This is a genomic window from Nocardioides sp. JCM 18998 (assembly GCF_055391535.1).
On sequence record NZ_AP043886.1, the window covers coordinates 3,961,353 to 3,984,047 of the forward strand.

At 71.1% G+C, this 22,695-nt stretch carries 20 protein-coding genes; 10 read left to right on the top strand and 10 right to left on the bottom strand.

The window, feature by feature from the left end; translation table 11 throughout:
• The first annotated feature begins 63 nt into the window (after positions 1–63).
• Complete coding sequence (locus tag ACZ5L9_RS18635) at positions 64–1,428, top strand: MFS transporter (protein ID WP_464530710.1); 1,365 nt, start codon at positions 64–66, stop codon at positions 1,426–1,428.
• A 17-nt stretch (positions 1,429–1,445) separates the two neighbouring features.
• A complete protein-coding gene (locus ACZ5L9_RS18640) occupies positions 1,446–3,767 on the top strand; it encodes an arylsulfatase (protein ID WP_464530712.1) in 2,322 nt (773 codons plus the stop codon).
• An 8-nt stretch (positions 3,768–3,775) separates the two neighbouring features.
• On the opposite strand, the gene ACZ5L9_RS18645 is transcribed toward ACZ5L9_RS18640, so the two are convergent.
• Together ACZ5L9_RS18645 and ACZ5L9_RS18650 are read right to left on the bottom strand one after the other, a co-directional pair.
• A complete protein-coding gene (locus ACZ5L9_RS18645) occupies positions 3,776–5,119 on the bottom strand; it encodes a HupE/UreJ family protein (protein WP_464530715.1) in 1,344 nt (447 codons plus the stop codon).
• Positions 5,119–6,429, bottom strand: coding sequence for a DUF3500 domain-containing protein (locus tag ACZ5L9_RS18650; protein ID WP_464530718.1), 1,311 nt, complete (start codon positions 6,427–6,429; stop codon positions 5,119–5,121). Before ACZ5L9_RS18650 ends, ACZ5L9_RS18645 begins: the two co-directional genes overlap by 1 nt.
• Positions 6,430–6,546: 117 nt before the next feature.
• Here ACZ5L9_RS18650 and ACZ5L9_RS18655 point away from each other — a divergent pair, with 117 nt between their 5' ends.
• The 7 genes from ACZ5L9_RS18655 to ACZ5L9_RS18685 all read left to right on the top strand — a co-directional run bounded on the left by ACZ5L9_RS18655 (position 6,547) and on the right by ACZ5L9_RS18685 (position 13,934).
• Positions 6,547–6,975: an MOSC domain-containing protein gene (locus ACZ5L9_RS18655; protein WP_464530722.1), complete on the top strand. Its 429-nt coding sequence runs from the start codon at positions 6,547–6,549 to the stop codon at positions 6,973–6,975.
• Positions 6,976–7,055: 80 nt separating this feature from the next.
• A complete protein-coding gene (locus ACZ5L9_RS18660; RefSeq protein WP_464530726.1) occupies positions 7,056–7,919 on the top strand; it encodes a serine hydrolase domain-containing protein in 864 nt (287 codons plus the stop codon).
• On the top strand, positions 7,916–8,722 hold the full coding sequence (locus ACZ5L9_RS18665) for a helix-turn-helix domain-containing protein (RefSeq protein WP_464530730.1): 807 nt from the start codon (positions 7,916–7,918) through the stop codon (positions 8,720–8,722). Before ACZ5L9_RS18660 ends, ACZ5L9_RS18665 begins: the two co-directional genes overlap by 4 nt.
• A gap of 175 nt (positions 8,723–8,897) precedes the next feature.
• A complete protein-coding gene (locus ACZ5L9_RS18670; protein WP_464530734.1) occupies positions 8,898–9,758 on the top strand; it encodes an ABC transporter ATP-binding protein in 861 nt (286 codons plus the stop codon).
• 11 nt (positions 9,759–9,769) lie between these two features.
• Complete coding sequence (locus tag ACZ5L9_RS18675; protein ID WP_464530738.1) at positions 9,770–10,828, top strand: iron-siderophore ABC transporter substrate-binding protein; 1,059 nt, start codon at positions 9,770–9,772, stop codon at positions 10,826–10,828.
• The gene (locus ACZ5L9_RS18680) at positions 10,825–12,948 is read left to right on the top strand and encodes an iron ABC transporter permease (RefSeq protein ID WP_464530740.1); all 2,124 of its coding nucleotides are present in this window, start codon (positions 10,825–10,827) and stop codon (positions 12,946–12,948) included. The genes ACZ5L9_RS18675 and ACZ5L9_RS18680 overlap by 4 nt, the downstream gene beginning before the upstream one ends.
• A gap of 80 nt (positions 12,949–13,028) precedes the next feature.
• Positions 13,029–13,934: a helix-turn-helix transcriptional regulator gene (locus ACZ5L9_RS18685; protein WP_464530743.1), complete on the top strand. Its 906-nt coding sequence runs from the start codon at positions 13,029–13,031 to the stop codon at positions 13,932–13,934.
• 38 nt (positions 13,935–13,972) lie between these two features.
• On the opposite strand, the gene ACZ5L9_RS18690 is transcribed toward ACZ5L9_RS18685, so the two are convergent.
• The 4 genes from ACZ5L9_RS18690 to ACZ5L9_RS18705 form a co-directional block, all read right to left on the bottom strand.
• Positions 13,973–14,995 carry an aldo/keto reductase gene (locus ACZ5L9_RS18690; RefSeq protein WP_464530746.1) on the bottom strand — a complete coding sequence of 341 codons (1,023 nt, stop codon included), beginning with the start codon at positions 14,993–14,995 and terminating at the stop codon, positions 13,973–13,975.
• Positions 14,996–15,005: 10 nt separating this feature from the next.
• Complete coding sequence (locus tag ACZ5L9_RS18695) at positions 15,006–15,896, bottom strand: aldo/keto reductase (RefSeq protein ID WP_464530749.1); 891 nt, start codon at positions 15,894–15,896, stop codon at positions 15,006–15,008.
• A gap of 1 nt (position 15,897) precedes the next feature.
• Positions 15,898–16,311 carry a (R)-mandelonitrile lyase gene (locus ACZ5L9_RS18700; protein WP_464530752.1) on the bottom strand — a complete coding sequence of 138 codons (414 nt, stop codon included), beginning with the start codon at positions 16,309–16,311 and terminating at the stop codon, positions 15,898–15,900.
• A gap of 111 nt (positions 16,312–16,422) precedes the next feature.
• A complete protein-coding gene (locus ACZ5L9_RS18705) occupies positions 16,423–16,935 on the bottom strand; it encodes a tRNA (cytidine(34)-2'-O)-methyltransferase (protein ID WP_464530756.1) in 513 nt (170 codons plus the stop codon).
• Between the two features lie 499 nt (positions 16,936–17,434).
• Here ACZ5L9_RS18705 and ACZ5L9_RS18710 point away from each other — a divergent pair, with 499 nt between their 5' ends.
• Positions 17,435–17,866: a hypothetical protein gene (locus tag ACZ5L9_RS18710; protein WP_464530761.1), complete on the top strand. Its 432-nt coding sequence runs from the start codon at positions 17,435–17,437 to the stop codon at positions 17,864–17,866.
• Positions 17,867–18,507: 641 nt separating this feature from the next.
• Here the strand turns inward: ACZ5L9_RS18710 and ACZ5L9_RS18715 are convergent.
• The 4 genes from ACZ5L9_RS18715 to ACZ5L9_RS18730 form a co-directional block, all read right to left on the bottom strand.
• Positions 18,508–18,657, bottom strand: a complete 150-nt coding sequence (locus tag ACZ5L9_RS18715) for a hypothetical protein (protein WP_464530764.1) — start codon at positions 18,655–18,657, stop codon at positions 18,508–18,510.
• A 206-nt stretch (positions 18,658–18,863) separates the two neighbouring features.
• Positions 18,864–20,129, bottom strand: a complete 1,266-nt coding sequence (hutI, locus tag ACZ5L9_RS18720) for an imidazolonepropionase (RefSeq protein WP_464530768.1) — start codon at positions 20,127–20,129, stop codon at positions 18,864–18,866.
• Complete coding sequence (locus ACZ5L9_RS18725) at positions 20,126–21,451, bottom strand: formimidoylglutamate deiminase (protein WP_464530772.1); 1,326 nt, start codon at positions 21,449–21,451, stop codon at positions 20,126–20,128. The genes hutI and ACZ5L9_RS18725 overlap by 4 nt, the downstream gene beginning before the upstream one ends.
• On the bottom strand, positions 21,448–22,692 hold the full coding sequence (locus ACZ5L9_RS18730; RefSeq protein WP_464530775.1) for an allantoate amidohydrolase: 1,245 nt from the start codon (positions 22,690–22,692) through the stop codon (positions 21,448–21,450). Before ACZ5L9_RS18730 ends, ACZ5L9_RS18725 begins: the two co-directional genes overlap by 4 nt.
• Positions 22,693–22,695: the final 3 nt, after the last annotated feature.

The window sequence follows — 22,695 nt, forward strand, 5'->3', positions numbered from 1 at the left end:
CGGACGGCCTCGACGAGGCGGTGCACCCCTTCCGCCGATCGGACGACGGCACGGAGGTGAGACATGTCAGGTTCGTCGCCCGCGCACGTCCCCCCGGGCACGTCGGCGGCGCATGGCGGTCGTTCCCCGGTGATGGCCGTGGTCACGCTCGCGGTGATCGTGACCTCGTCCTCGGCGAGCAGTCTCAACCTTGCGCTGCCGTCGGTCGCGGCCGGCACCGGCGCCAGCCAGACCCAGCTGCTCTGGATCGTCGATGCGTACACGGTCCCGATGGCGGGGCTGCTGCTCGCCGCCGGCGCGCTCGGCGATCGGTTCGGACGCCGCCTGATGCTCGTCATCGGGCTGAGCCTCTTCGGTGCCGGAGCCCTGGTCGCCAGCCTGATCGACTCCCCCGAGGCGCTCATCGTCTGCCGGCTCGTGATGGGGATCGCGGGAGCGCTGATCCTGCCCACGACCCTGTCGATCATCACCACGACGCTGCCGGCGGAGCGGCGCGCGACGGCGGTCGGGACCTGGGTCGGCCTCGCCGGGGCCGGAGCGGTCGTCGGGATGCTGAGCTCGGCGCTCCTGCTCGAGTGGTTCGAGTGGAACGCGGTCTTCGTGCTCACCGTGGTCCTGGTCGCGGCCGCACTGGCCGGTGCCGTCTTCTGGCTGCCCTCGATCCCGTCGTCCTCGCGCAAGCGGTTCGACCTCGGAGGCGCCGTGCTCTCCCTGGTCGGCATCGCCGCCCTGGTGGTCGGCCTGCTCGAAGGCCCCGATCGGGGGTGGGGGGACGCCCTCACGGTGACCTGCCTGGTCGTCGCCGTGGTCCTCCCCCTGTCGCGCTACGCGCCCACCGTGTCGGCCCGGTTCGGGATGAGGGCCACCATGACCACGGGCTTCCTGATCTCCGCGGCCGGGTTCCTCGTGTGTCGCCAGCTCGACGTCGACATCGCGTACGTCGTCCTCTTCGCGGGCCTGATCGGGATGGGCATGGGCGTCGCCCTGGTCAGCACCCCGGCAACGTCGGCCATCGTCACGTCCCTATCCGACGACGAGCAGGGTGTCGGTGCCGGGCTGGGCCAGACCGCCCGGCAGATCGCCGGGTCGGTGGGCATCGCCCTGATCGGCGCGGTGCTCAACTCCGGCTACTCCTCCTCGATCGCCGCCGTCACGCCGCCGCAGACCCCGGCCCCCGTCGCCGAGCAGGCGGAGGCCTCCATCGTCGCCGCCCAGGCGATCGCCTCGCACGCCGACCGGTACGGCGAGGCGATCAACCGCGCCGCCGCGCAGGCGTTCGTCGACGGATTCCACGACGCCCTCCTGACCGCCATCGCGATCAGCCTCGTCGGGGCGGCGTACGCGTTCTGGCGCTGCCCACACACCCCGGCCACCCACGATCACGACCCGGTGCCATCCACCGGGCCCACCACCCTGCCGCACCACTGAGAGGAATGTGCACCACGATGAACGAGGACTTCAACGGCGAGATCAAGCTCGACGTGCGCGACTCCACGCCCGACTGGGCGCCGTACGCCCTCACGGTGGCCCCGAAGGGGTCACCGAACGTCCTGGTCGTCCTGTACGACGACACCGGCCTGGCCGCGTGGTCGCCGTACGGCGGCCGGATCAACATGCCGACGATGGAGCGCCTGGCCGCCAACGGTCTCACGTACACCCAGTGGCACACCACGGCGCTGTGCTCCCCGACGCGCTCGACCTTCCTCACCGGGCGCAACCATCACGTCAACCGCTGCGCGACGATCATGGAGGCCACCGACGGCTTCCCCGGCGCGGCGGGCCGGCTGCCGGACGAGGCGGCGACGGTCAGCCACATCCTGCAGGACAACGGCTACTCCACGTTCTGGGTCGGCAAGGACCACAACGTCCCGGAGGAGGACAACGCACCCGGCGGATCCCGGTCGATGTGGCCGGTCCAGCTCGGCTTCGACCGCTTCTACGGCTTCCTCGGCGGGGAGACGAACAACTGGTATCCGGACCTGGTCGAGGACAACCACTTCATCGAGCAGCCCGCCCTGCCCGAGGACGGCTACCACCTGTCGAAGGACCTCGCCGACCAGGCGCTGAAGATGCTGCGCAACCAGCAGGCGTCGAACCCGTCCAAGCCGTGGTACCTGTGGTTCTGCCCGGGCGCCAACCACGCCCCGCACCACGCGCCGGAGGAGTACATCGCCAAGTACAAGGGCGCCTTCGACGACGGCTACGAGGCGTATCGCGAGTGGGTCCTGGCGCGGATGATCGAGAAGGGCATCATGCCCGACGGCACGACCCTGACACCGCTCAACCCGATGCCCGAGGACGTGGCGAACCCGGCCGACTTCGTCCGACCGTGGGACGAGCTCAGCGCGGATGAGAAGGCGCTCTTCGCCCGGTTCGCCGAGGTCTACGCCGGCTTCTCGGAGTACACCGACGCCCAGGTCGGGCGCATCGTCGACTACCTGGAGGAGACCGGCCAGCTCGACAACACGCTGATCTTCTACTGCGCCGACAACGGTGCGTCGGGCGAGGGCTCGCCCAACGGGTCGGTCAACGAGAACAAGTTCTTCAACGGCTACCCCGACGACCTCGCCGAGAACATGGCGATGCTGGAGCGGCTCGGCTCCCCCGACGCCTACAACCACTACCCGACCGGCTGGGCCGCGGCGTTCTCGACGCCGTTCCAGATGTTCAAGCGCTACAGCCAGTTCGCCGGCGGCACGTGCGACCCGATGGTGATCCACTGGCCGGCCGGGATCGCCGCCAAGGGCGAGATCCGCCACCAGTACCACCACTCCACCGACATCGTCTCCACGGTGCTGGACGTGTGCGGGCTGGAGATGCCCGACACCTACCGCGGGGTCAAGCAGCACCCGCTGGCCGGGGTCTCGATGCGCTACTCCTTCGACTCCGCCGAGGCACCGACGGAGAAGAAGGTGCAGTACTACGCGATGCTCGGCACCCGCGGGATCTGGAAGGACGGCTGGAAGGCCTCGGCGATCCACGCCCCGATCAGCGGCAAGGGCGGCTTCGAGAACGACGCCTGGGACCTGTACCACATCGACGCGGACCGCTCGGAGTCGAAGAACCTGGCCGAGGAGATGCCCGAGAAGCTCCAGGAGCTGATCGAGGCCTGGTTCGAGCAGGCGAAGGAGAACTTCGTCCTCCCGCTGGACGACCGCACACCGGTCGAGCTCACCTCGATCCAGCGGCCCATGGTGGAGCCGATCCGGGACCGGTACGTCTACTACCCCGGCGCCACCGCGGTGCCCGAGAGCGTGGCGGTCAGCGTCCGCGGACGCTCCTACAAGATCGTCGCCGACGCGCGCCTGGACGAGGGCGCCGAGGGCGTCCTGTTCGCCCACGGCGCCCGGTTCGGTGGGCACTCGCTGTTCATCAAGGACAACAAGCTGCACTACGTCTACAACTTCCTGGGCATCCCTCCGGAGCAGGTCTTCGTCTCCCCCGCGCTCACCGCCGGTCCGCACACCCTCGGCGTCGAGTTCGTCCGGGAGGGCGCCGGCCAGTACGGCGAGTCGGTCGGCACGGCGAAGCTCTACGTCGATGACAGCGTGGTCGCCGAGGGCCCGATGAAGGCGCAGTTCGGCAAGTTCACCCTCTGTGGCGACGGGCTCTGCGTCGGCTTCGACTCCGCCGACCCGGTCAGTGAGCTCTACGACAACGGCTTCGCCTTCACCGGCGGAGAGCTGCTCTCCGTCACCGTCGACGTCAGCGGTGAGTCCTACCTCGACCTCGAGCTCGAGGCAGCGGCGATGATGTCGCGCGAGTAGAGCGAGCCTCAGCTCGTCGGCACGAGCCCGCCATCGACGCGTCGGTGGCGGGCTCGTGCCGTACGGGACACCAGCGCGGCCAGCCACAGGACGAGCACGACGGGTGCGGCGACGGCCCCGAGCCGGTCGGCGGCGTCCGCGACCGGGTTGGCGTGGCCGAGCCGGGCCGCCAGCCAGCCCAGGGCGGCCACGCCGGTGGCGACGGCGGCGTCGAGCCGCAGCCAGCGGTACTGCTCGAAGCGGGCCAGCATCAGCAGCGGTGGCAGCACCAGCGCGACCACGATCAGCTGCATCGCCTCGATGCCGAGGTTGAACCCGAGCAGGGCGAGCACGAGGTGGGTCCCGCTGAGGTGGAGGGCGCGCAGGGTCTCGGAGAAGGTCAGCCCGTGGACCAGCCCGAAGCCGGCGGCGACCAGCGCCTCCCGTCCGGGGAAGATCGGCCTGATCGCATGGACGGCGGCGACCAGGATGCTCACAGCGATCGCCGCCTCGACCAGCTGTTGCGGCGCCGGTACGCCGAGTGCACCCAGCGCCAGCGTGATCGAGTGACCCAGTGTGAACGACAAGGTGACAGCGCCGATCCGTTGCAGGGCGCGCCGGCCGCCGACCGCGCCGCTCCACCGACGAGCCCGGACCAGCAGCGGCGCCGGCAGCAGCAGGGTGAGCAGGAAGAGCTGGTGGTCGGTGCCCTCCTGGATGTGCCGCATGCCCAGCGTCACCATGTCTCGGAACGCTGTACCGGCGCCGCCGGAGCCGAGGTCGACGTGCAGCCCCTCGACCTTGTTCGTGACGGTGCTGCGCTGCACGGTCCCGACCTCGTACGCGCCGCTGAAGTCGTCGCCGGTCGTGTCCGAGTCGACCGTCACGATCACGGTGTGGGTCGCGATCCTGTCGACGACGGCGTCGTACCCGAGGTTGAAGGAGCCCTCCTCCTGCGCGGTGTCGTTGCCGGCGGGCGGCGTCAGGGTGAACGTGGTGGCGAGCTGCTCGTAGAGGCCGGTGGTGGCGGTGTTACCGGCGGTGGCGACGCTCAGCGCGCCCTCGGCGACGGTCCACTTCGCGCCGTCGTCGCTGGTCGGGGCGAAGTGCTCGAGGAGATACGCCTCGATCGCGTCGGCGCTGGCGTCGACCTCGGCCTGGGTGCCGTCGCCGAGGTCGATCCCGCTCGCGTCCTCGAGGTCGTCCAGGGGGATGTCGACGGTGGCGACGATGTTCGTGTCGGTGACCGCGAGCTGGATCGTCGAGGTGGGGACGACGTGGGCCGACGCGGGCTGCGCGAGGCCGAGTGCTGCCAGCAGGACGAGCGCGAGCGTCGCGAAGGCGCCCGCCACCCGTGCCGGGACGCGGAGCATCAGCTCTTCGTCCCGCCGTAGTCCGTGGTGCGGTCGCGCCACAGCGAGTGCGGGTGGTTTCCCGGGAGCACGATGCCGTTCTGCATCGAGAACTCGATCCACACCGAGGGCCCGTCGATGCGGACGTAGTCGTTCTTCTCGGTCAGCGCGGTCGTGCCGGAGTAGGCGACGTAGGTGTCGTCCAGCTCGCTCTCGTACCGCTTCACGATGGTCGCGGCGTCGCTGTCGGCGACGTCGTCGACGTAGGTCGCGATGGCGGCGAGCACCCGCTTCCTCTGGTTGCCCGACAGGGTCGAGACCTTGACGCCCTCGCGGTCGGTCGGGAAGGCCCAGTCCTTGCCCGGGCCGAGCACGAGGTCGGTGTAGACGTCGGGGAGCCTCGCGCTGGCCAGCTGGGTGCTGGACAGGCCTGCCAGGAGCGTGGTGAACGCGGCCTCCTTGACCTTCAACGGCTGGTTGGTCCGGCCGTCGAGCTTGAACGCCGCGTTGGGCTCGATACCGCGGAAGGACGGGGTCGCGCCGACCAGCTTGCCGTCGGTGTACGTGTTGGCCACCGCGAGGTGGTGGCCGCCGAACTGGAACTCCCAGGTGCCGGAGTCCTGCGGGCTGCCCAGGATGGCCACGTAGAAGTTCCCGCGGCCGTACGTGTCGCCGCCACCGTGGTCCTGGAGGTAGTCGTCGGCGTTCAGGTGCTGGGTGATCTCGTCGTAGCCGAGTCCGCCGCGGGTGCCGGTCGCCGCCTTGAGCAGCGCGGTGAACGCGGCGAGCTGGGTCGTGTTCAGCTCGCCGAGGCTGATGCCGACGCGGGTGCTGCTGCCGGTGCCACCCGCCGCGCCGGCGCCGCCGGGTGCACCGCCGGCGCCACCGTTCGGCAGATCGGTCGGCAGATCGGTCGGCAGATCGGTCGGCATGCCGGTGGGCTTCCCCGTGGGCATGCCGCCGGGACCTCCGCCCGCGGCTGCACCACCTGCACCACCACCGGCCCCGCCGGCGAGGAGGCCCTGCGGGAGGTTCGACCAGCGGACCGCGTTGCTCAGGCTGTAGTCGAGCAGCGTCGCGGTCTTCTGGTCGTCGTCGAGGGTGGCGTAGAAGGCCTGCGCCAGGGCGGCAACCGAGCCGGCCGCGGCCGTGCCGGTGGCCACGGCCGTGCTGCTGGCACTCGCCGAGGCGCTGCCGGACGACACCGACGACGACGCCGCCGACGAGGAGTTGTTCGAGGAGCACCCGGCGGCCACGAGGGCCGTGCCGCTGAGCCCGGCCAGCAGCCAGCGACGGGAGACGGGTCGTTCGGTGAGCGCGATCTTGGTCATGGCTCGACCGTAGGGACGCTCTCTGGACGGCAGCGTAGGCCGGCCTGAGATCAGGCTAAAAGCAGGCGACCCCGACATGCGCCCTCCGCGCATCCACCCGTTTGCGAGGATGATGCGGTGCGTGTGACCGCGATCCACATCGCGCCGGGGCGTCGCCTGCCGGTGAAGTACGTCGAGTCCGTGACGGCCGAGGCCGGCAAGGGCCTGATCGGTGACCGCTACCACGGCGCCAAGCACCGGCACGTGACGCTCCAGGCGCAGGACGAGCTGGACGAGGCGGCCGCCGCCCTGGGCGTCGCGTTCCAGCCCGGCCAGACGCGGCGCAACATCACCGTCGATCGCGGTCCCGTCCCGACGAAGCCGGGAGAGCGTCTGCGGATCGGCGACGTCGACCTCGAAGTCGTCCGCATCGCCGCCCCGTGTCGGATCCTCGACGACACCATCGCCCCCGGTGCCGCAGCGGCGTTGCGACGTCGTGCCGGCACCTGCTTCCGGATCCTGGCGGGTGGCGAGATCCGCATCGGGGACGAGGTCATCTCCGCCTGACGAGCTCGTACCGGCTCCTCGGACCTGCCGAGGCGCCGAGCGATCGTTCGGCGCCACCCGTGGCTGGGCATACTGTGCCCGTGGCTCTCGCACCGGACGTCCTGGACCGCATCGTCGGTGCCGCGGCGGAGCTCGACTTCACCGCGTACGGCGTGCACGTCCGCACCGGTGACGAGACCGCCGCCCACCTCTGGGCCCCGGACGAGCGCCGCGACATCCACTCCGTCGCCAAGGGCGTCTGCGTCCTGGCCGCCGGGATGGCCTCCGATGCCGGGATCTTCGACGTCGATGCACCCGTGGCGCAGTACTTCGAAGGGTGGCGGCTGGGCGAGGGCGTCGAGCACGTCACGACCCGCCACCTGCTCGGCATGACCAGCGGCATCGACCAGCCCTGGACCGAGACCGAGATGACGGACTGGCCCGACCTCGCCCAGGAGTTCCTGAGCCGCCCGTCGGCGGGGCGGGTCTTCCAGTACGCGACGGCCAGCACCTATACCGCGATGCGGGCACTGGCCACCGTCGTGGGCGACGTCCGTACCTGGCTGCTCCCCCGGCTGTTCGAGCCGCTCGGGATCGACGACCCCGCCTGGGAGCGCTGCCCCCACGGCTGGATCGTCGCCGCCGGCGGCCTCCACCTGAGCAACGCCGAGATGGCCCGCCTCGGTCGGCTGATCCGCGACGACGGCGTCTGGGAGGGCCGGCGCCTGGTCTCAGCCGCGTGGCCCCGGGCCATGCACTCGGACTGGAGCTGGCACGACACCGACCCCGCCTACCAGCGCTACGCGCTCGCCGGGTGGGGCGGCCCCGGCAGGGCGTGGCGGCTGCACGGCGCATACGGGCAGATGCTGATCTTCCTCGACGACGCCGTCGTCACGATCACCGCCGACGACCACTTCGGCGCGGACCGGATGGCCGAGCACGTCGCCGCGATCCTGGAACGATGAGCGCCTCGGTCCAGGGCGCATGGCGCCGCGAGCCGCAGACCGTGGTCCTGCACGAGGTCGACTCGCCGCAGGAGGTCCCGGAGCCGTTCGCGATCCTGTCGGAGAGCGCGTACGTCGCGCCGCCGTTGGAGTTCCCGCGCCACACCCACCCGCTGCACGAGCTCGTCTGGGTCCGCGGCGGGACGATGACGGTCGACCTCGACGACCGGGTGGTCACGGTGCCCGAGGGACACGGCCTGTGGATCCCGGCCGGCACCGTGCACTCGGGCCGCACCACCGCGGGCACGTCCCTGTACGACGCGCTCTTCGACCCGGAGCGCTCGCCGGTCGGCTTCCCCGAGCCCGCGGCGGTCGACATCACACCCGTGCTCGCCTCCCTGCTGACCCACCTCGAGCGGACCGACCTCGAGCCGCAGGCCCGGCTGCGCGCGGAGGCCGTGGTGTTCGACGTCCTGGTCCTCTCCGACGAGCAGCTGAGCCTCCACGTCCCGCGGGCCGAGCGGATCGGGCCGATCGTGGCGGCGCTCCTCGAGGACCCGACCGACGAGCGCACCCTGCCGCAGTGGGCCGAGACCCTTCAGCTGAGCGAGCGCACCGTCACCCGACTCTTCCGGGCGCACACCGGCCTCTCCTTCAACCAGTGGCGCCAGGCGCTGCGCGTGCACCACGCGATCGCCCTGATGGCCGAGGGGCTCACCGTCCAGGAGGTGTCCGAGGAGATGGGATACGCCCAGCCGAGCACCTTCATCGCCACGTTCAAGCGCGTCGTCGGCACCACGCCCGGGTCGTACGGCCGCTCGTAGCCCTCAGCGGACGCGTCCGGGCCATGTCCGGTTCTCCGTATCGAATGGCGCAATGCCTCGATTGCGGACGCGAAGGCCGCCCTTTAGACTCCGTGAGGTAAGGCCAGCCTTACCTGACCTGCGGCACGTCGCGGGCTCCATCTTCCGCCCGACCCCGACACCGCGCAGGACTCCGATGAACACCGCCTCCCGACCGGCCGCCCCGCCGCGCCTGTCCGGCACCGACCTCGTGCTCGGCTTCGGGAACCACCTCGTGGTCGACGGCGCCGACATCGCCCTGCACCGCGGTCACGTCACCGCGCTGGTCGGACCCAACGGCTCGGGCAAGTCCACGCTGCTGCGCGGCCTCGCGCGCCTGCATCCCGTCACGGCCGGACACGTCCTGGTCGGCGGCGACGAGGCGAACGACGTGCCTCGCCCCGCCGGCGCGCTGAGCGCCCGTGAGTTCGCCAGGCAGGTGACCCTCTTCGCCCAGTCACGGACGGCCCCGCAGGGGCTCAGCGTCCGCGACGTGGTCGCCTTCGGGCGCCACCCGTACCGGCGTGCCTTGGCCGGCATCACCGCCGCCGACCGCGGCGCCGTCGACCGGGCCCTGGCCGTCACCGGCCTCGAGCCGATGGCGCACCGCGCGGCCGGCGAGCTCTCCGGCGGCGAGCTGCAGCGGGTCTGGCTCGCCGCCTGCCTCGCCCAGGAGACCGGGGTGGTCCTGCTCGACGAACCCACCAACCACCTCGACCTGCGCTACCAGGTCGAGACGCTCGACCTGATCCGCGACCTGGCCGACGAGCACGACGTCGCCGTCGGGGTCGTGCTGCACGACCTCGACCACGCCGCCCGGGTCGCCGACCGGCTGCTGCTGATGGCGTCGGGGCGTGTCCTCGCCGAAGGCGCCGCGCAGGACGTCCTGACCGCGGACAACATCCGCCTCGCCTACGGGCTCGACGTCGAGGTCAGCCTCGACGAGCGCACCGGGCGCCTGCGCATCGACCCGGTCGGCCGCCACTCCCCTCGCTCCCCCGCTCCCCACCGTCCCTGAAAGGACCCCGCATGACCCCCGCTCGTCGATTCACCGCCGCGGCCGCCGCAGCCGGCGTCGCCGTCCTGGCGCTCTCCTCCTGCGCCACGACGGACGTCAGCGCCAGCGGCAGCGCCGCGCCCACGCAGGCCCCCGCCTCCCAGGGCTGCGACGGCGTCACCACCGACTCGGGTCCCGTCTCGATGACCGACAGCCTCGGCCGCACCATCCAGCTCGACCAGCCCGCCAAGCGCGTGGTGGTGCTCGAGTGGCAGCAGACCGAGGACCTGCTCTCGCTCTGCGTCACCCCGGTGGGAGCGGCCTCCATCGGTGAGTACAAGACGTACGTCAGCGCCGAGAAGCTCCCCGACAGCGTCACCGACGTCGGCGAGCGTGGCGAGCCCGACCTCGACGCGCTCTACGGGACGAACCCGGATCTCATCGTCATCGAGGCGTACAGCAAGAACGACGAGCTGCTCAAGAAGCTCGAGCAGCGCGACGTCCCGGTCCTCGCCACCATCGGCGCGGACGCCACCGGGCAGATCGCGAACATGAAGAAGGTGTTCTCGATGATCGGCGAGGCCACCGGTCGCACCGAGCGCGCCGACCAGGTGCTCGACGAGTTCGACCAGCATCTCGCCGAGGCGAAGACCAAGGTCGCCGGCGCCGACCTCGCCACCAAGGACTTCGTCTTCTTCGACGGCTGGATCGAAGGCGGCAACGTCGTCATCCGCCCCTACGGCGAGGGCGCGCTGTTCACCGAGCTCGGTGAGGAGCTGGGCCTGACCGGCGCCTGGACCGACCAGGTCAACGACTCCTACGGCAGCGGCGGCGTCGATCCGGCGTACGGGCTGGCGCAGACCGACATCGAGGGCCTGACCGCCGTCGGCGATGCGAACCTGATCTACTCCAACGACGACACCAAGGACAGCTACGTCCCCCAGCTGGAGAAGAACTCCATCTGGAAGTCGCTGCCGGCCGTCAAGCAGGGTCGCGCCTACGCGTTCCCTCCGGGCGTCTGGGGCGCGGGTGGCCCGCGCTCGGCCGAGCAGGCCATCGATGCCTTCGTCTCGGTGATCACCGGGGCGTGAAGGCACCGGCAACCCTGCCACGTCCGGGCTCGACCGCGTCCACCCGCCCGGTCGAGCCCGGTGCCGGCGGGCACACAGCACTCGGCGGCGTCGCGCTCCTGGTCGTCCTCACGCTCCTGGTGGTGGTCGTCGGGCTGGTGCACCTGACGCAGGGCACCTCCGGCATGGGCGCGGGCGACCTCCTGCGCGCGCTGCGCGGCCAGTCGGTCGACACCGGCGGCGTCTCCGCGCACGACATCTTCCTCGGCTCGCGACTGCCGCGACTGTGCGCGGGCGCCGCGGTCGGCCTGGCCCTCGGCGTCGCCGGCTGCCTGCTGCAGTCGGTCACCCGCAACCAGCTCGCCTCTCCCGACACCCTCGCTGTCACCTCGGGCGCCTACTTCGCGCTCACCGCCGTCGCCGCGTTCGGCGTCACCGCCCCGCTGTGGGCCTCGAGCGGGGTGGCGTTCATCGGCGGGATCCTCGCCGCCGCCCTGGTGCTCGGCCTGACCGGCACGAGCGGCGGCACGATGACCACCCGGCTCATCCTCGCCGGCTCGGCGGTCGCGATGGCGCTCGACGCCGGCACCGCGATGCTGCTCATCCTCTTCAAGGAGCGGACCACCGGCCTGTTCGCCTGGGGCAGCGGCTCGCTCACCCAGCTCAATCTCGACGCCTCGGTGCGGGCCGCGCCGGTGATCGCCGCGGTGCTGCTCGTCGCGCTGCTGATCGCCCGGCGACTCGACGTCCTCGGTCTCGGCGAGGACGCCGCGTCCTCGCTCGGCGTGCCGGTCCGCTCGACCCGTCTGGTCGCCATCCTCTGCGCGGTGCTGCTGACCGGCGCGGCCGTGACGCTCGCCGGTCCGATCGCCTTCGTCGGCCTGGGCGCTCCCGTGCTGGCCCGCCTCCTCGCCCCGCGGGTGACGGCGCTGCGCCGGCACGCGTTCCTCATCCCTGCCTCGGGCCTGCTCGGGGCCCTGCTCATCCTGCTGGCCGACGTCGCGCTGCGCGCCGTGCTCGGCGCCACCGCCGCTGTCACGATCCCGACCGGCATCCCCACCGCCCTGCTCGGCGGCCTGATCATCATCCTGCTCGCCCGCGGCGTGCGCGACGCGCAGAGCGTACGGACGCCGCCCACCGCCCGTTCGGCGCTGCGGAGCACCCGGCGATTCGTCGTCGTCGCGTCGATCGCCGTCGCGCTCCTCGTGATCTGCGTCCTGCTCGCCCTGCTCGCAGGCAGCCTGTGGCTCCAGGTGGGCGACGTGGGGCTGTGGCTCCACCACAGCGCACCCGACCTCGTCGCCCGCGCGCTGGACGAGCGGGCCGCGCGCATCGCTGCGGCCGTGGCCGGCGGGGCGGCCCTCGCCCTCGCCGGCGTCGGGGTCCAGGGCGTGGTCCGCAACCCGCTGGCCGAGCCGGGGCTCCTCGGGATCACCGCGGGCGCCGGCCTCGGCGCGGTCATCGTGGTGACGACCGGCCTCGGCGGGGGCGGGCGCGGCGCGCTGGTCGCGATGGCCGTCACGACCGGGCTGCTGACCTTCGCGCTGACCACGGCGCTGGCCTGGCGCGGCGGACTCTCGCCGGACCGGTTCGTCCTCACCGGCATCGGCTGCGGGTACGCGCTGAACGCCGTCACGACGTTCCTGCTGCTGCGCTCCGACCCCTGGGAGACGCCCCGGATCCTGACCTGGCTGTCGGGGACGACGTACGGGCGATCGATCGGCGACGTGGTGCCCGTCGCCGCCGCCCTGCTGGTCGCGACACCGCTCCTCCTCGGCATCCGCCGCCAGCTGGACCTCCTGGCGATCGACGAGGACACGCCGCGGATCCTGGGGATCGCCACGGATCGCGCCCGGTTCGGGGTGCTGGCGCTGTCGGCCCTGCTCGCGGCGCTCGCGGTCGTGGCCATCGGCACGGTCGGCTTCGTCGGTCTCGTCGCCCCGCACCTGGCCCGGAGCCTCGTCGGGGCCCGCCACGGGCGCGTCATCCCGGTCGCGCTCGTCCTGGGAGGCCTGCTCGTGCTGGTCGCCGACACGCTGGGCAGGACCCTCATCGCGCCGTCCCAGCTGCCGGCGGGCCTGATGATCGCCTTGATCGGCGCGCCGTACTTCGTCTGGCTGCTGCGCCGCACCCGCGTCTGAGGTCGCGCCCGCGGCGTCCGATCCTGCCGGGTACTGCCCGGGCCTCCCTCGGGGAGGGCCGATTGCCTACGGTGGATGCCATGGACGAGGTCGACGTGCGTGCCCAGGTGCGGGAGTTCCTCAGCAGCCGGCGCGCCCGGCTGACGCCGCAGCAGGCCGGGCTGCCCGTGTACGGCGGCAACCGACGCGTGAAGGGGCTGCGCCGCGAGGAGGTGGCGATGCTCGCGGGCGTCTCGGTCGACTACTACGTCCGGATGGAGCGCGGCGACGTGGGCGGCGCCTCGGAGGGCGTGCTGGACGCGCTCGCGCAGGCGCTGCAGCTGGACGAGGCCGAGCGCGACCACCTGTTCGCGCTCGCCCGCGAGACCGGGCCCACGCGGAGTCGGCGCCGGGTGGTGCCGAAGACGGTGCGCCCCGTCATCCAGCAGGTCCTCGACGCCATCACCGAGGCGCCCGCGTGGGTCCGCAACGGGCGTCACGACGTCCTGGCGATGAACGCCCTCGCCCGGGCGCTCTACTCGCCCGTCCTGTCGTCCCCCGTCGCCGGCGCGACGGCACGCCGACCCGCCAACACGACGCGGTTCGTCTACCTCGACCCGGCGGCGACGAACTTCTTCATGGACTACGACGTCATCGCTGCCGACGCCGCCGCCAAGCTGCGCCTCGAGGCGGGCCGCAACCCGCACGACCAGGAGCTGATCGCGCTGGTCGGCGAGCTGTCCACCCAGAGCGAGGTGTTCCGGCAGCGCTGGGCCTCCCAGGACGTGAAGTTCCACCGCTCCGGTCGCAAGCGGCTGCGTCACCCCGTCGTCGGGGAGCTGGACATGAACTTCGAGGCGCTGGAGCTGCCGTCGGAGCCCGGGCTGCAAATGAACGTCTACACCGCAGACCCGAACACCCCCGCCCACGACGGGCTGCGCCTGCTGGCCTCCTGGGCAGCCACCCAGGAGGCCGGCGAGGCGCTCGACGAGACGACGCCGCGCTGAGCGATCAGGCCCGGCGAGCGATCAGGCCCGGCGAGCGATCAGGCCTGGCGGCGCCGGGCTGCGGGCGCCAGCTCGACCTCGCCGTAGCTGTTGTCGTCGGGGTTGAGCGTCACGCCTGGGGCGACGATCTCGTCGATCCGATCGAGGACGTCGCTCGACAGGACCACGTCGGCACCGGTCAGCTGCGACTCCAGCTGCTCCATCGTGCGCGGCCCGATGATCGCCGAGGTCACCGCGGGGTGGTTGACCACGAACGCCAGCGCCAGCTCGATCAGCGTGACACCCGCCTCCTCGGCGAGGACGGCGAGCCGCTCGACGACGTCGAGCTTGAGCTGGTTGGCCGCGCTCGTCATGTCGAAGCGTGCCGGCGGGCGGGCCGAGGAGGTCGGCGAGGACGCGGCGTCCCTGCGCCAGCGACCTGACAGCCAGCCACCCGCGAGCGGGCTGTAGGAGAGGATGCCCATCCCGTGCCGCCGAGCGGTCGGGAGCACGTCCTGCTCGATGCCGCGGACCAGCAGCGAGTACGGCGGCTGCTCGGTCACGAAGCGCTGCAGGTGCCGCTCGCGCGCGACCCACTGCGCCTCGACGATCTGGCTGGCCGCGTACGACGAGGAGCCGATCGAGCGGACCTTGCCCTGGCGCACCAGGTCGGTCAGGGCCGACAGGGTCTCCTCCACGTCGGTGTCCCGGCTGGGCCGGTGCACCTGGTAGAGATCGAGGTAGTCGGTGTCGAGCCGGCGCAGGGACTCCTCGACCTCGCGGATGATCCATCGGCGCGAGCCGCCGCGCTGGTTGGGTGAGTCCCCCATCGGCATGAAGAACTTGGTGGCCAGCACGACGTCGTCCCGTCGGCCCTTGAGCGCCTTGCCCACGATGCGCTCGGACTCGCCCGCCGAGTAGACGTCGGCGGTGTCGACGAAGTTGATCCCCGCGTCGAGGGCGCGATGGATCACGCGGATGGAGTCGGCCTCGTCCTCGTTGCCCCACGGCCCGAACATCATCGTGCCCAGACACAGCGGGCTGACGTGGACGCCGGTGCGCCCGAGCGGTCGGTACTGCATCGGTGCCACCTCAGGCTTCCGGGATCGGCATGTCGAAACGCTCGGGGCGGGGTACGTCGGGGTCGGGCCCGTTGCGTACGCCCGTGTCGAGCGCCTCGATCCGGCCGATCTCCTCGTCGGTGAGGGTGAAGCCGAGGACGTCGAAGTTCTCCGCGATCCGACCAGGGTTGGTCGACTTGGGGATCGCCGAACGGCCCTGCTGCAGGTGCCAGCGCAGCATCACCTGGGCCGGCGTACGTCCGTGCTCTCCTGCGATGGCCTGCAGCGCGGGGTCGTCCATCACGCTGCGCCGCTCCTCGCCCCAGCCGGGGTAGAACGTGATCCCGCCGATCGGGGACCAGGCCTGATCGAGGATGCCGTGCTCGGCGTCGGCGCGCCGCACGTCGGGCTGGGTGAAGTAGGGGTGCAGCTCGATCTGGTTGACCGCAGGCACGACCTCGGTCACGTCGAGCAGGTCGCGCAGGTGGTGCGGCATGAAGTTGCTGACGCCGATGGCCCGCACCTTGCCGTCGGCCAACAGGCGCTCGAGCGCCCGATAGGCGGCGACGGTCTTCTCCCACCGGTCCGGGGCGGGCTGGTGCAGGATCAGCAGGTCGAGCCGCTCGACGCCGAGCTTGGCCACCGCCTTCTCCCAGGCGTGCAGGGTCTCGTCGAAGCCGAAGTCGCTGACCCAGACCTTGGTCTCCAAGAACACCTCGGAGCGGTCCACGCCGGAGCGACGCAGCCCCTCGCCGACCTCGCGCTCGTTGCCGTACGCGGCGGCGGTGTCGATGTGGCGGTAGCCGACCCGCAGGGCGGTGTCGACAGCGGCGGCGGTCTCCTCGGGCGGGCTCTGGAAGACCCCGAAGCCGAGGGCGGGCATGGTGACCCCGTTGTTGAGGGTCAGGGTGGGGATGCTCATCTCAGGACTCCTTCGCCTGCTGGACGGCCGTGTCGTACTCCTCGTCGGTGACGTGCGCTCCCCAGGTGGCGTCGTCGTCCTCCCACATCGCGAGGTGGGTCATGAACTGGTCACCGAGGGCGCCGTGCCAGTGCTCCTCCCCGGGCGGGGTGTGCACGGTGTCGCCGGGCCGCATGACGATGACCCGCTGGCCGTCGGGTCCACGGGTGGCGACGACGCCCACGCCGTCGGTCACGTGCAGCGTCTGCCCGAGGCTGTGGCTGTGCCACGCCGTACGGGCGCAGGGCGCGAAGCGGACGGTGTTGACCCGGATGCGGGACTCGCCCTCGCCGCGGGCGATGGCGTTGAAGTAGACGGAGCCGGTGAACATCTCGGCGGGACCCTGGACGGTCGGTTGGTTCTCGATTCGTTCCACGCCTCCCACGCTAGGCAGTGCGCCGGGCACATGGGAGGCACTGGCGTTACCCCGAACGGCAGTCCCTCCCGCGACCGGGGGTGTCGGGTCGAGCCCGGCCGGGCGGGACGCCTACACCGCGCCGGGGAACCCCTGTTGGCGCCACGCCTCGTACGTCACGACGGCGGCGGCGTTCGACAGGTTCAGCGAGCGGCGGCCCTCGAGCATGGGGATCCGGATCAGGTCCTCGACGCGGGGGTGGCGCAGCGCCTCGTCGGGCAGGCCGGTCGGCTCGGGACCGAAGAGCAGCACGTCACCGGCGCGGAACTCGGTGTCGGTGTGCCAACGGTCCGCCTTGGCGGTGAAGGCGAAGACCCGCGCGCCGGCGAGCTGCTCGCTGGCCAGTGCGGTGTCGAGATCCGGGTGGATCACCACCGACGCCAGGTCGTGGTAGTCCAGGCCCGCCCGCTTCAGCTTCGCATCCGACAGGTCGAACCCGAGCGGCTCGACCAGGTGGAGCGTGGCTCCGGTGCCGGCGACCATCCGGATCGCGTTGCCCGTGTTGGGAGGGATCCGGGGCTCGAGGAACATCACGTGGAACGTGCTGAGCGTGGGCTGCGACTCTTTGCGGTCCCTTGACGTCATATGTGCGAGTGTGCGGAAACAGGCCCCTGACCTGCAAGTTCAGCGGCCATCCACGACTGCGGCCCTTTGAGCGGCCTTGCGGTCCTTTGCGATACATAGCGCGACAAAAGTGCGCCATCGGAGCCCAACAGCGACACCCCCATGACCGGGAGTCGGCTGGATGGACCAGGTCACGCTGGGGCTCAATCTCACCATGGCCTCGGGCTCCATCAGCGACACCCATCCCAGCCTCGCCGCGGACTGGGACACGAGCGGAACGCGCTTGAGGTACCGACCTTGAGTCCCCAGACCGTGAGTGCTGGCTCGAATCACAGAGTGTGGTGGGGCCACCAACGCGCCACCAGCAACACCGGGATCATCCTGATGGGGGCGCCTCTACAACCCGGCCACGGGCCGCTTCTTGTCGACAGACTCTCTGCCTGGCGGGAATCCCAACTCTTACACCTACCCGCTCGACCCGATCAACGGCTACGACATTGACGGGCGGTGGCCTCATTGGATGAAAAGCGCCGCCAAGAATGTGGCGACTTTGGCCTCCAACTACAAGGAGGAGATTGAGACCGACGGCTTCGTAGCATGCATTTTCGTAACCGACGGTTATTGCCTGGCGATAACCATCAGTGTGTCTGTCGGGACAAATTCGATCGCAACTGCCAGCGGCAATGAGAGCAAAGGGAACGCTGGGCACAACATCGTAATCGACACCGCGCTCGGATATGTTTCCTTTGGCCTAAGAACTACCGTGGAAAAGTCAGCGGAAAAGTTGAAGATGGAAAAGACGGATTTCCGCCTGATGCAGGGTACGCGCAACGCCGCCGACGGCGCCGTGCAGGCTGGCAGCATCGTTAAGAAGTACTCTGGTGGGACTACAGTCAGAGGCGGCTGTCGCATGTCGCCAAGCGTCAGGGCTCGCACAGTCTGTGCTGAATAGCGCGATGGCATTCAAATGCTGACGTATTCATTTTACTTCCGAGCCGGAGTTACCTACAGTTGCTAGAATCTATGCGTAAACAGGTGGAATCGGTCGGGCGCAGTCTCGATTGCAGCCTCGACGTCGAACTCAGGCCAGCGTCGATCGTTGTCCTTGGTTACACCGGATTTAGTCTCTTCAGTGCGCTTGCGCTGATCCTAGTGTCTTCACGGAATGATTTCCCTGTATCGAAGGGTGATGTCTGGTTCGTCCTTTCTTTCATGGTCCTTCCCGTTGCGATGTTCAATTGGCTCATAGCACGATTCACAAGGTTGCATATTTCTTCGAGAGGAATCAAAGTCACGAATCCCTTCAATGTCTTTGAGATTCCATGGTCTGAGGTCACCGACATTGACGAGAATGCGTCAGGTCGGATCAGGTTCCAAACGGCGCGCTGGTCGTGTAGCTCTTGGGCCGTCGCTGTCTCCAACTGGGAGCGGTGGCTCAACCGGCCCAACCGTGTGCAGGTGCTCATTAGCGTGCTCGCAACCAGGATTAAATCGCACGAGTCTGCGGAGGCCTTGGCGCAGCAGACCGCTCAGAGGCGTTGGAGAATTCCTCGTCGCGACGCCATAGTTTATTTGGTCGTCTGGGCCGCTTGTTCAATGATATTTCTCGCGCCGTAGTCGATGAGGATTTTGTTGCGTCAATGAGCAGGCTTCACCTGCCTTCAGCGTCGGCCTAGTCGTGATGTCTGGCCCATTCGTGGCGCTGGTGATCAGGCAATTCACGCCGTGGTCGGTCAGGCTCACGGACCAACGCTGCTCCGTTGACCGATGGGAACCTCGGAGATCTCCAGTGACCCACATGCCGCCGATGCGCCAAGCGTCGCGTCAGCTGTTCATCCCGTACTACTGCCGCCTTCAAGGTTGGCTAAATGCCCAGGTCAGACGCCTATTCGATTCCGCGTCGATCACCACTTGATGTGAAGGTCGAGGAACATCACGTGGAACACGGCTCACCGTATCCCGGCGACGCTCCTCGCCCGCACCGCCCTCTCCCGGCCGCCGGCCCAGACCGTGTCGACGAGCGGCACACCCGGGCGGTACGCGAGGTGGACGTGGCTGGGCGCGTCCAGCAGCACGAGGTCGGCACGCCGGCCGGGGACGAGCGCTCCGACATCGGCTCGCGCCAGCGCCGCGGCCCCTCCGGCGGTGGCGGCGTACACCGCCTCGGCGGGGCTCATCCCCATCTCGCGCACGGCGAGGGCGATGCACAGCGGCAGCGAGCTGGTGTAGCAGGAGCCCGGGTTGCAGTCGCTGGCCAGCGCGACCGGGACGCCGGCGTCGAGCAGCCGGCGTGCGTCCGGGTAGGGCTGGCGGGTGGAGAACTCCACCCCCGGAAGGAGGGTGGCGATGGTGCCGGCCTCGCGCAGCGCATGCACGTCCTCGTCGCGGAGGTGGGTGCAGTGGTCGACGGCGACCAGCCCGAGCTCGGCGGCGAGCCGGGCACCCGGCCCGGGGCCGAGCTGGTTGGCGTGCAGCCGGCCGCGAAGACCCGCGGAGGCACCCGCCAGCAGCACGGCGCGCGCCTGGTCGGCGTCGAACGCGCCGCGCTCGCAGAACGCGTCGATCCACCGGGCATGCGGCGCGGCCGCCGCGAGCATCGGCCCGGTGACGAGGTCGACGTACGCGGCGGGGTCGTCGGCGTACTCGGGCGCGACGACGTGGGCGCCGAGGAAGGTGGTCTCCTCGGTGAACCGCCGCGCGACCCGCAGGGAGCGGGCCTCGTCCTCGACGGAGAGCCCGTAGCCGGACTTGATCTCCACGGTCGTGGTGCCCTGGCGCAGCATCTCTGCGACGTGGCGGTCCACGCCGGCAGCAAGGGCCTCGTCGCTCGCCGCGCGGGTCGCCGCGACGGTGGTGCGGATACCGCCGGCGGAGTAGGGCTCCCCCGTCATCCGGGCCTGGAACTCGCGGGCGCGATCCCCGGCGAAGACCAGGTGGCTGTGGCTGTCCACGAAGCCCGGCAGCACCGCGCGGCCCTGGGCGTCGACCACCTCGTCCGCAGCGGGCGCGTGGTCGGCGTCGCCGACCCACGCCACCACCTGGTCCTCGATGACCAGCGCCGCGTCGGTACGGATCCCGAGCAGGTCCTCGGCGACCGGATCGTTGGTGACCAGCTCGCCGATGTTGGTGATGAGGATGCTGACGGGGTCCTGGCGGCGGTGTTCGGCGGAGGAGCGCAGCGGAGGAGCCGACGAAGGTCGCGCGGTGTCGTTCATGCCCAGATCGCTCCGACCGTCTCGCCCAGGGCGCGGCCCACGCCGTGGTGATCCCCGCCGAAGACGACTCTGCCGTCCACCACGACCTGGGTCACGTCGGCCGCGCCGGCGGCGAAGACTGCGGCGTGCTCGTCCTGGCCGGAGCCGGCCGTCCGGGGCGAGGCGAGGTCGACGGTGACCAGATCGGCACGGTGTCCGACGGCGAGCTCGCCGGCGTCGGCGAACCCCAGGCTGCGGTGTCCGTCGATCGTCCCCGCCACGAGCAGCTCGACCGCGCTCCAGTGCCCGCGCTGCTGGGTGGCGAGGCGCTCGTCCAGCTCCAGCGCCCGCATCTCCTCGAACGCGTCGATCACCGCGTGGCTGTCGGAGCCCAGCGTCAACACCGCGCCCGCGTCCCGCAGCCGGCGGCTCGGCCCGATGCCGTCGCCGAGGTCACGCTCGGTGGTGGGGCAGAACGATGCGTACGCGCGCGCCTCGCCCAGCAGCCGGATGTCCTCGTCGGTGAGATGCGTGGCGTGCACGGCGCTCGTCGTCGGGCCCAGCAGGCCGTGCTCGGCGAGCAGGCCCGTCGGCGTCAGGCCGTACGCCGCGCGGCAGTCGTCGTTCTCCTGGACCTGCTCGGAGAGGTGCACGTGGACCGGCAGGCCGGCCGCGACGGCGGGGGCGAGCAACCTCAGGGCGTGGTCCGGCACCGCCCGCACCGAGTGGGCGGCGACGCCGATCCGGGCCGCCGCTCCCGCGGGAGCGCGCAGTGCCGCGACCCGGTCCTGCCACGCCTCCCCGGTGCCGTCGTCGAAGCGCCGCTGCACGCCCTGCGGCGCGGCGCCGAAGCCGCTGGACAGGTAGAGCGTGTCGAGCAGCGTCATCCGGATCCCGGCGTCGTACGCCGCCGCCAGCAGGGCATGTCCCATCGCGTTGGGGTCGTCGTAGGGCGCGCCGTCGGCCTGGTGGTGGAGGTAGTGGAACTCCCCCACCGCCGTGTAGCCCGCCGCCAGCATCTCGCCGTAGACCGCGCGGGCGAGCGCGTAGTACGAGTCCGGGTCGAGCCGACCCGCGACGGCGTACATCTGCTCGCGCCAGGTCCAGAACGTGCCGCGGTCGGCCTGGGTGCGACCGCGCAGCGCGCGGTGGAAGGCGTGGCTGTGGGTGTTGGCGAAGCCGGGCAGGGTCAGCCCGTCGAGGCGGATCGCACCCGCGGCCTGGGCGGTGTCGACGTCGGCGTCTGGGGTGATCCGGGTGAAGCGGCCGGCGTCGATCTCGACCAGGACCGCATCGCGGACCCGGCCCGCGACCCAGGCTCGCTGCAGCAGGTAGGCCGTCATCGGACCAGCCCGGTGAGCGCATCGGCGAGGGCCTCGACGCCGGCGAGGCAGTCGGCCGTCCCGGCGGTCTCCTCCGGCGAGTGCGAGACGCCGCTCGGGTTGCGGACGAAGAGCATCGCGGAGCGGATGCCCTGCTCCTGCAGGATGCCCGCGTCGTGGCCCGCCTGCGTCGCCAGCACGGGCACCGCGCCGCGCGCCCCCGCGCGGGTGACAGCGGGGGTGGCAGTGAGGGTGGCGGCGAGGGCATCGCGCAGGGGCACGTCGAAGGCGACCTCGCCGCTGACCGACTCCGCGGTGACCCTCAGGCGCGTGCCGTCGTGGGCCGCGCGGTCGGCGCCGCGCCGCTCGATCGCACCGACCAGGTCGGCCAGCGCCGCGTCGGACCCGGCCCGCGCGTCCAGCCAGGCCGTGACGTGCGACGGGACCGCGTTGGTGCCGTTGGGCCGTACGTCGATGCGCCCGAACGTCGCACGTGCTCCGCCGAGGCGGGCCAGCTCGCCGGCCGCCAGCGCCGTCGCGGCGTAGGTGAGCATGGGATCGGCGCGGTCCTCCATCCGGGTGGTCCCGGCGTGGTCGGCGCGACCGGCCAGGTCGTACCGGAAGCGGCCGTGCGGCCAGATCCCGGCGCCGATCCCGACGGGCGCGTCGTGATCGATCAGCCCGCGGCCCTGCTCGACGTGCAGCTCGACGTAGGTGCCGACGCCCGCGAGCAGGGTGGAGGTGCCGCCCTCGACGACGTCGCCGAGGCGGACGCCCTCGCGATCGGTGAGCCCGCGCGCGTCGTCCCACGACATCGCGCCGCTCGCCAGCCGCGACCCGAGGCAGGCCCGCCCGAAGCGGGAACCCTCCTCCTCGACGAACGCCGCGATACCGAGCGGTCGGCTGGGCACCACGCCGCGCTCGCGCATCAGGTCGAGCGCCGCGAACGACGACACCACGCCGAGCGGGCCGTCGAAGGCACCGCCGTCCAGCACGGAGTCGAGGTGCGATCCGGTCAGGACGCGGCTCCCGGAGGTCGAGCCTGTCGAGACCTCCGGCGACGGAGCCCACCAGGCGACCAGGTTGCCGAACGGGTCCTCCTCGACGGTGAGCCCGCGGGTGGAAGCCGCCTCGCGGAACCATGCCCGCAGCTCCAGCTCCGCGGAGAGCCAGGGCTGGCGGAAGTACCCGCCCGATGACGTCGAGCGGCCGATCGGCGTGAGGTCGCGCCACATCTGCTCGAAGTCGGCCAGCTCCGGCACGGC

Bases quoted from the DNA above. Each gene is read 5' to 3' on its own strand.
- ACZ5L9_RS18635 (WP_464530710.1), top strand. From the start codon at position 64: ATGTCAGGTTCGTCGCCCGCGCACGTCCCCCCGGGCACGTCGGCGGCG.
- ACZ5L9_RS18640 (WP_464530712.1), top strand. From the start codon at position 1,446: ATGAACGAGGACTTCAACGGCGAGATCAAGCTCGACGTGCGCGACTCC.
- ACZ5L9_RS18645 (WP_464530715.1), bottom strand. From the start codon at position 5,119: ATGCTCCGCGTCCCGGCACGGGTGGCGGGCGCCTTCGCGACGCTCGCG.
- ACZ5L9_RS18650 (WP_464530718.1), bottom strand. From the start codon at position 6,429: ATGACCAAGATCGCGCTCACCGAACGACCCGTCTCCCGTCGCTGGCTG.
- ACZ5L9_RS18665 (WP_464530730.1), top strand. From the start codon at position 7,916: ATGAGCGCCTCGGTCCAGGGCGCATGGCGCCGCGAGCCGCAGACCGTG.
- ACZ5L9_RS18670 (WP_464530734.1), top strand. From the start codon at position 8,898: ATGAACACCGCCTCCCGACCGGCCGCCCCGCCGCGCCTGTCCGGCACC.
- ACZ5L9_RS18675 (WP_464530738.1), top strand. From the start codon at position 9,770: ATGACCCCCGCTCGTCGATTCACCGCCGCGGCCGCCGCAGCCGGCGTC.
- ACZ5L9_RS18685 (WP_464530743.1), top strand. From the start codon at position 13,029: ATGGACGAGGTCGACGTGCGTGCCCAGGTGCGGGAGTTCCTCAGCAGC.
- ACZ5L9_RS18690 (WP_464530746.1), bottom strand. From the start codon at position 14,995: ATGCAGTACCGACCGCTCGGGCGCACCGGCGTCCACGTCAGCCCGCTG.
- ACZ5L9_RS18695 (WP_464530749.1), bottom strand. From the start codon at position 15,896: ATGAGCATCCCCACCCTGACCCTCAACAACGGGGTCACCATGCCCGCC.
- ACZ5L9_RS18705 (WP_464530756.1), bottom strand. From the start codon at position 16,935: ATGACGTCAAGGGACCGCAAAGAGTCGCAGCCCACGCTCAGCACGTTC.
- ACZ5L9_RS18710 (WP_464530761.1), top strand. From the start codon at position 17,435: ATGAAAAGCGCCGCCAAGAATGTGGCGACTTTGGCCTCCAACTACAAG.
- hutI (WP_464530768.1), bottom strand. From the start codon at position 20,129: ATGAACGACACCGCGCGACCTTCGTCGGCTCCTCCGCTGCGCTCCTCC.
- ACZ5L9_RS18725 (WP_464530772.1), bottom strand. From the start codon at position 21,451: ATGACGGCCTACCTGCTGCAGCGAGCCTGGGTCGCGGGCCGGGTCCGC.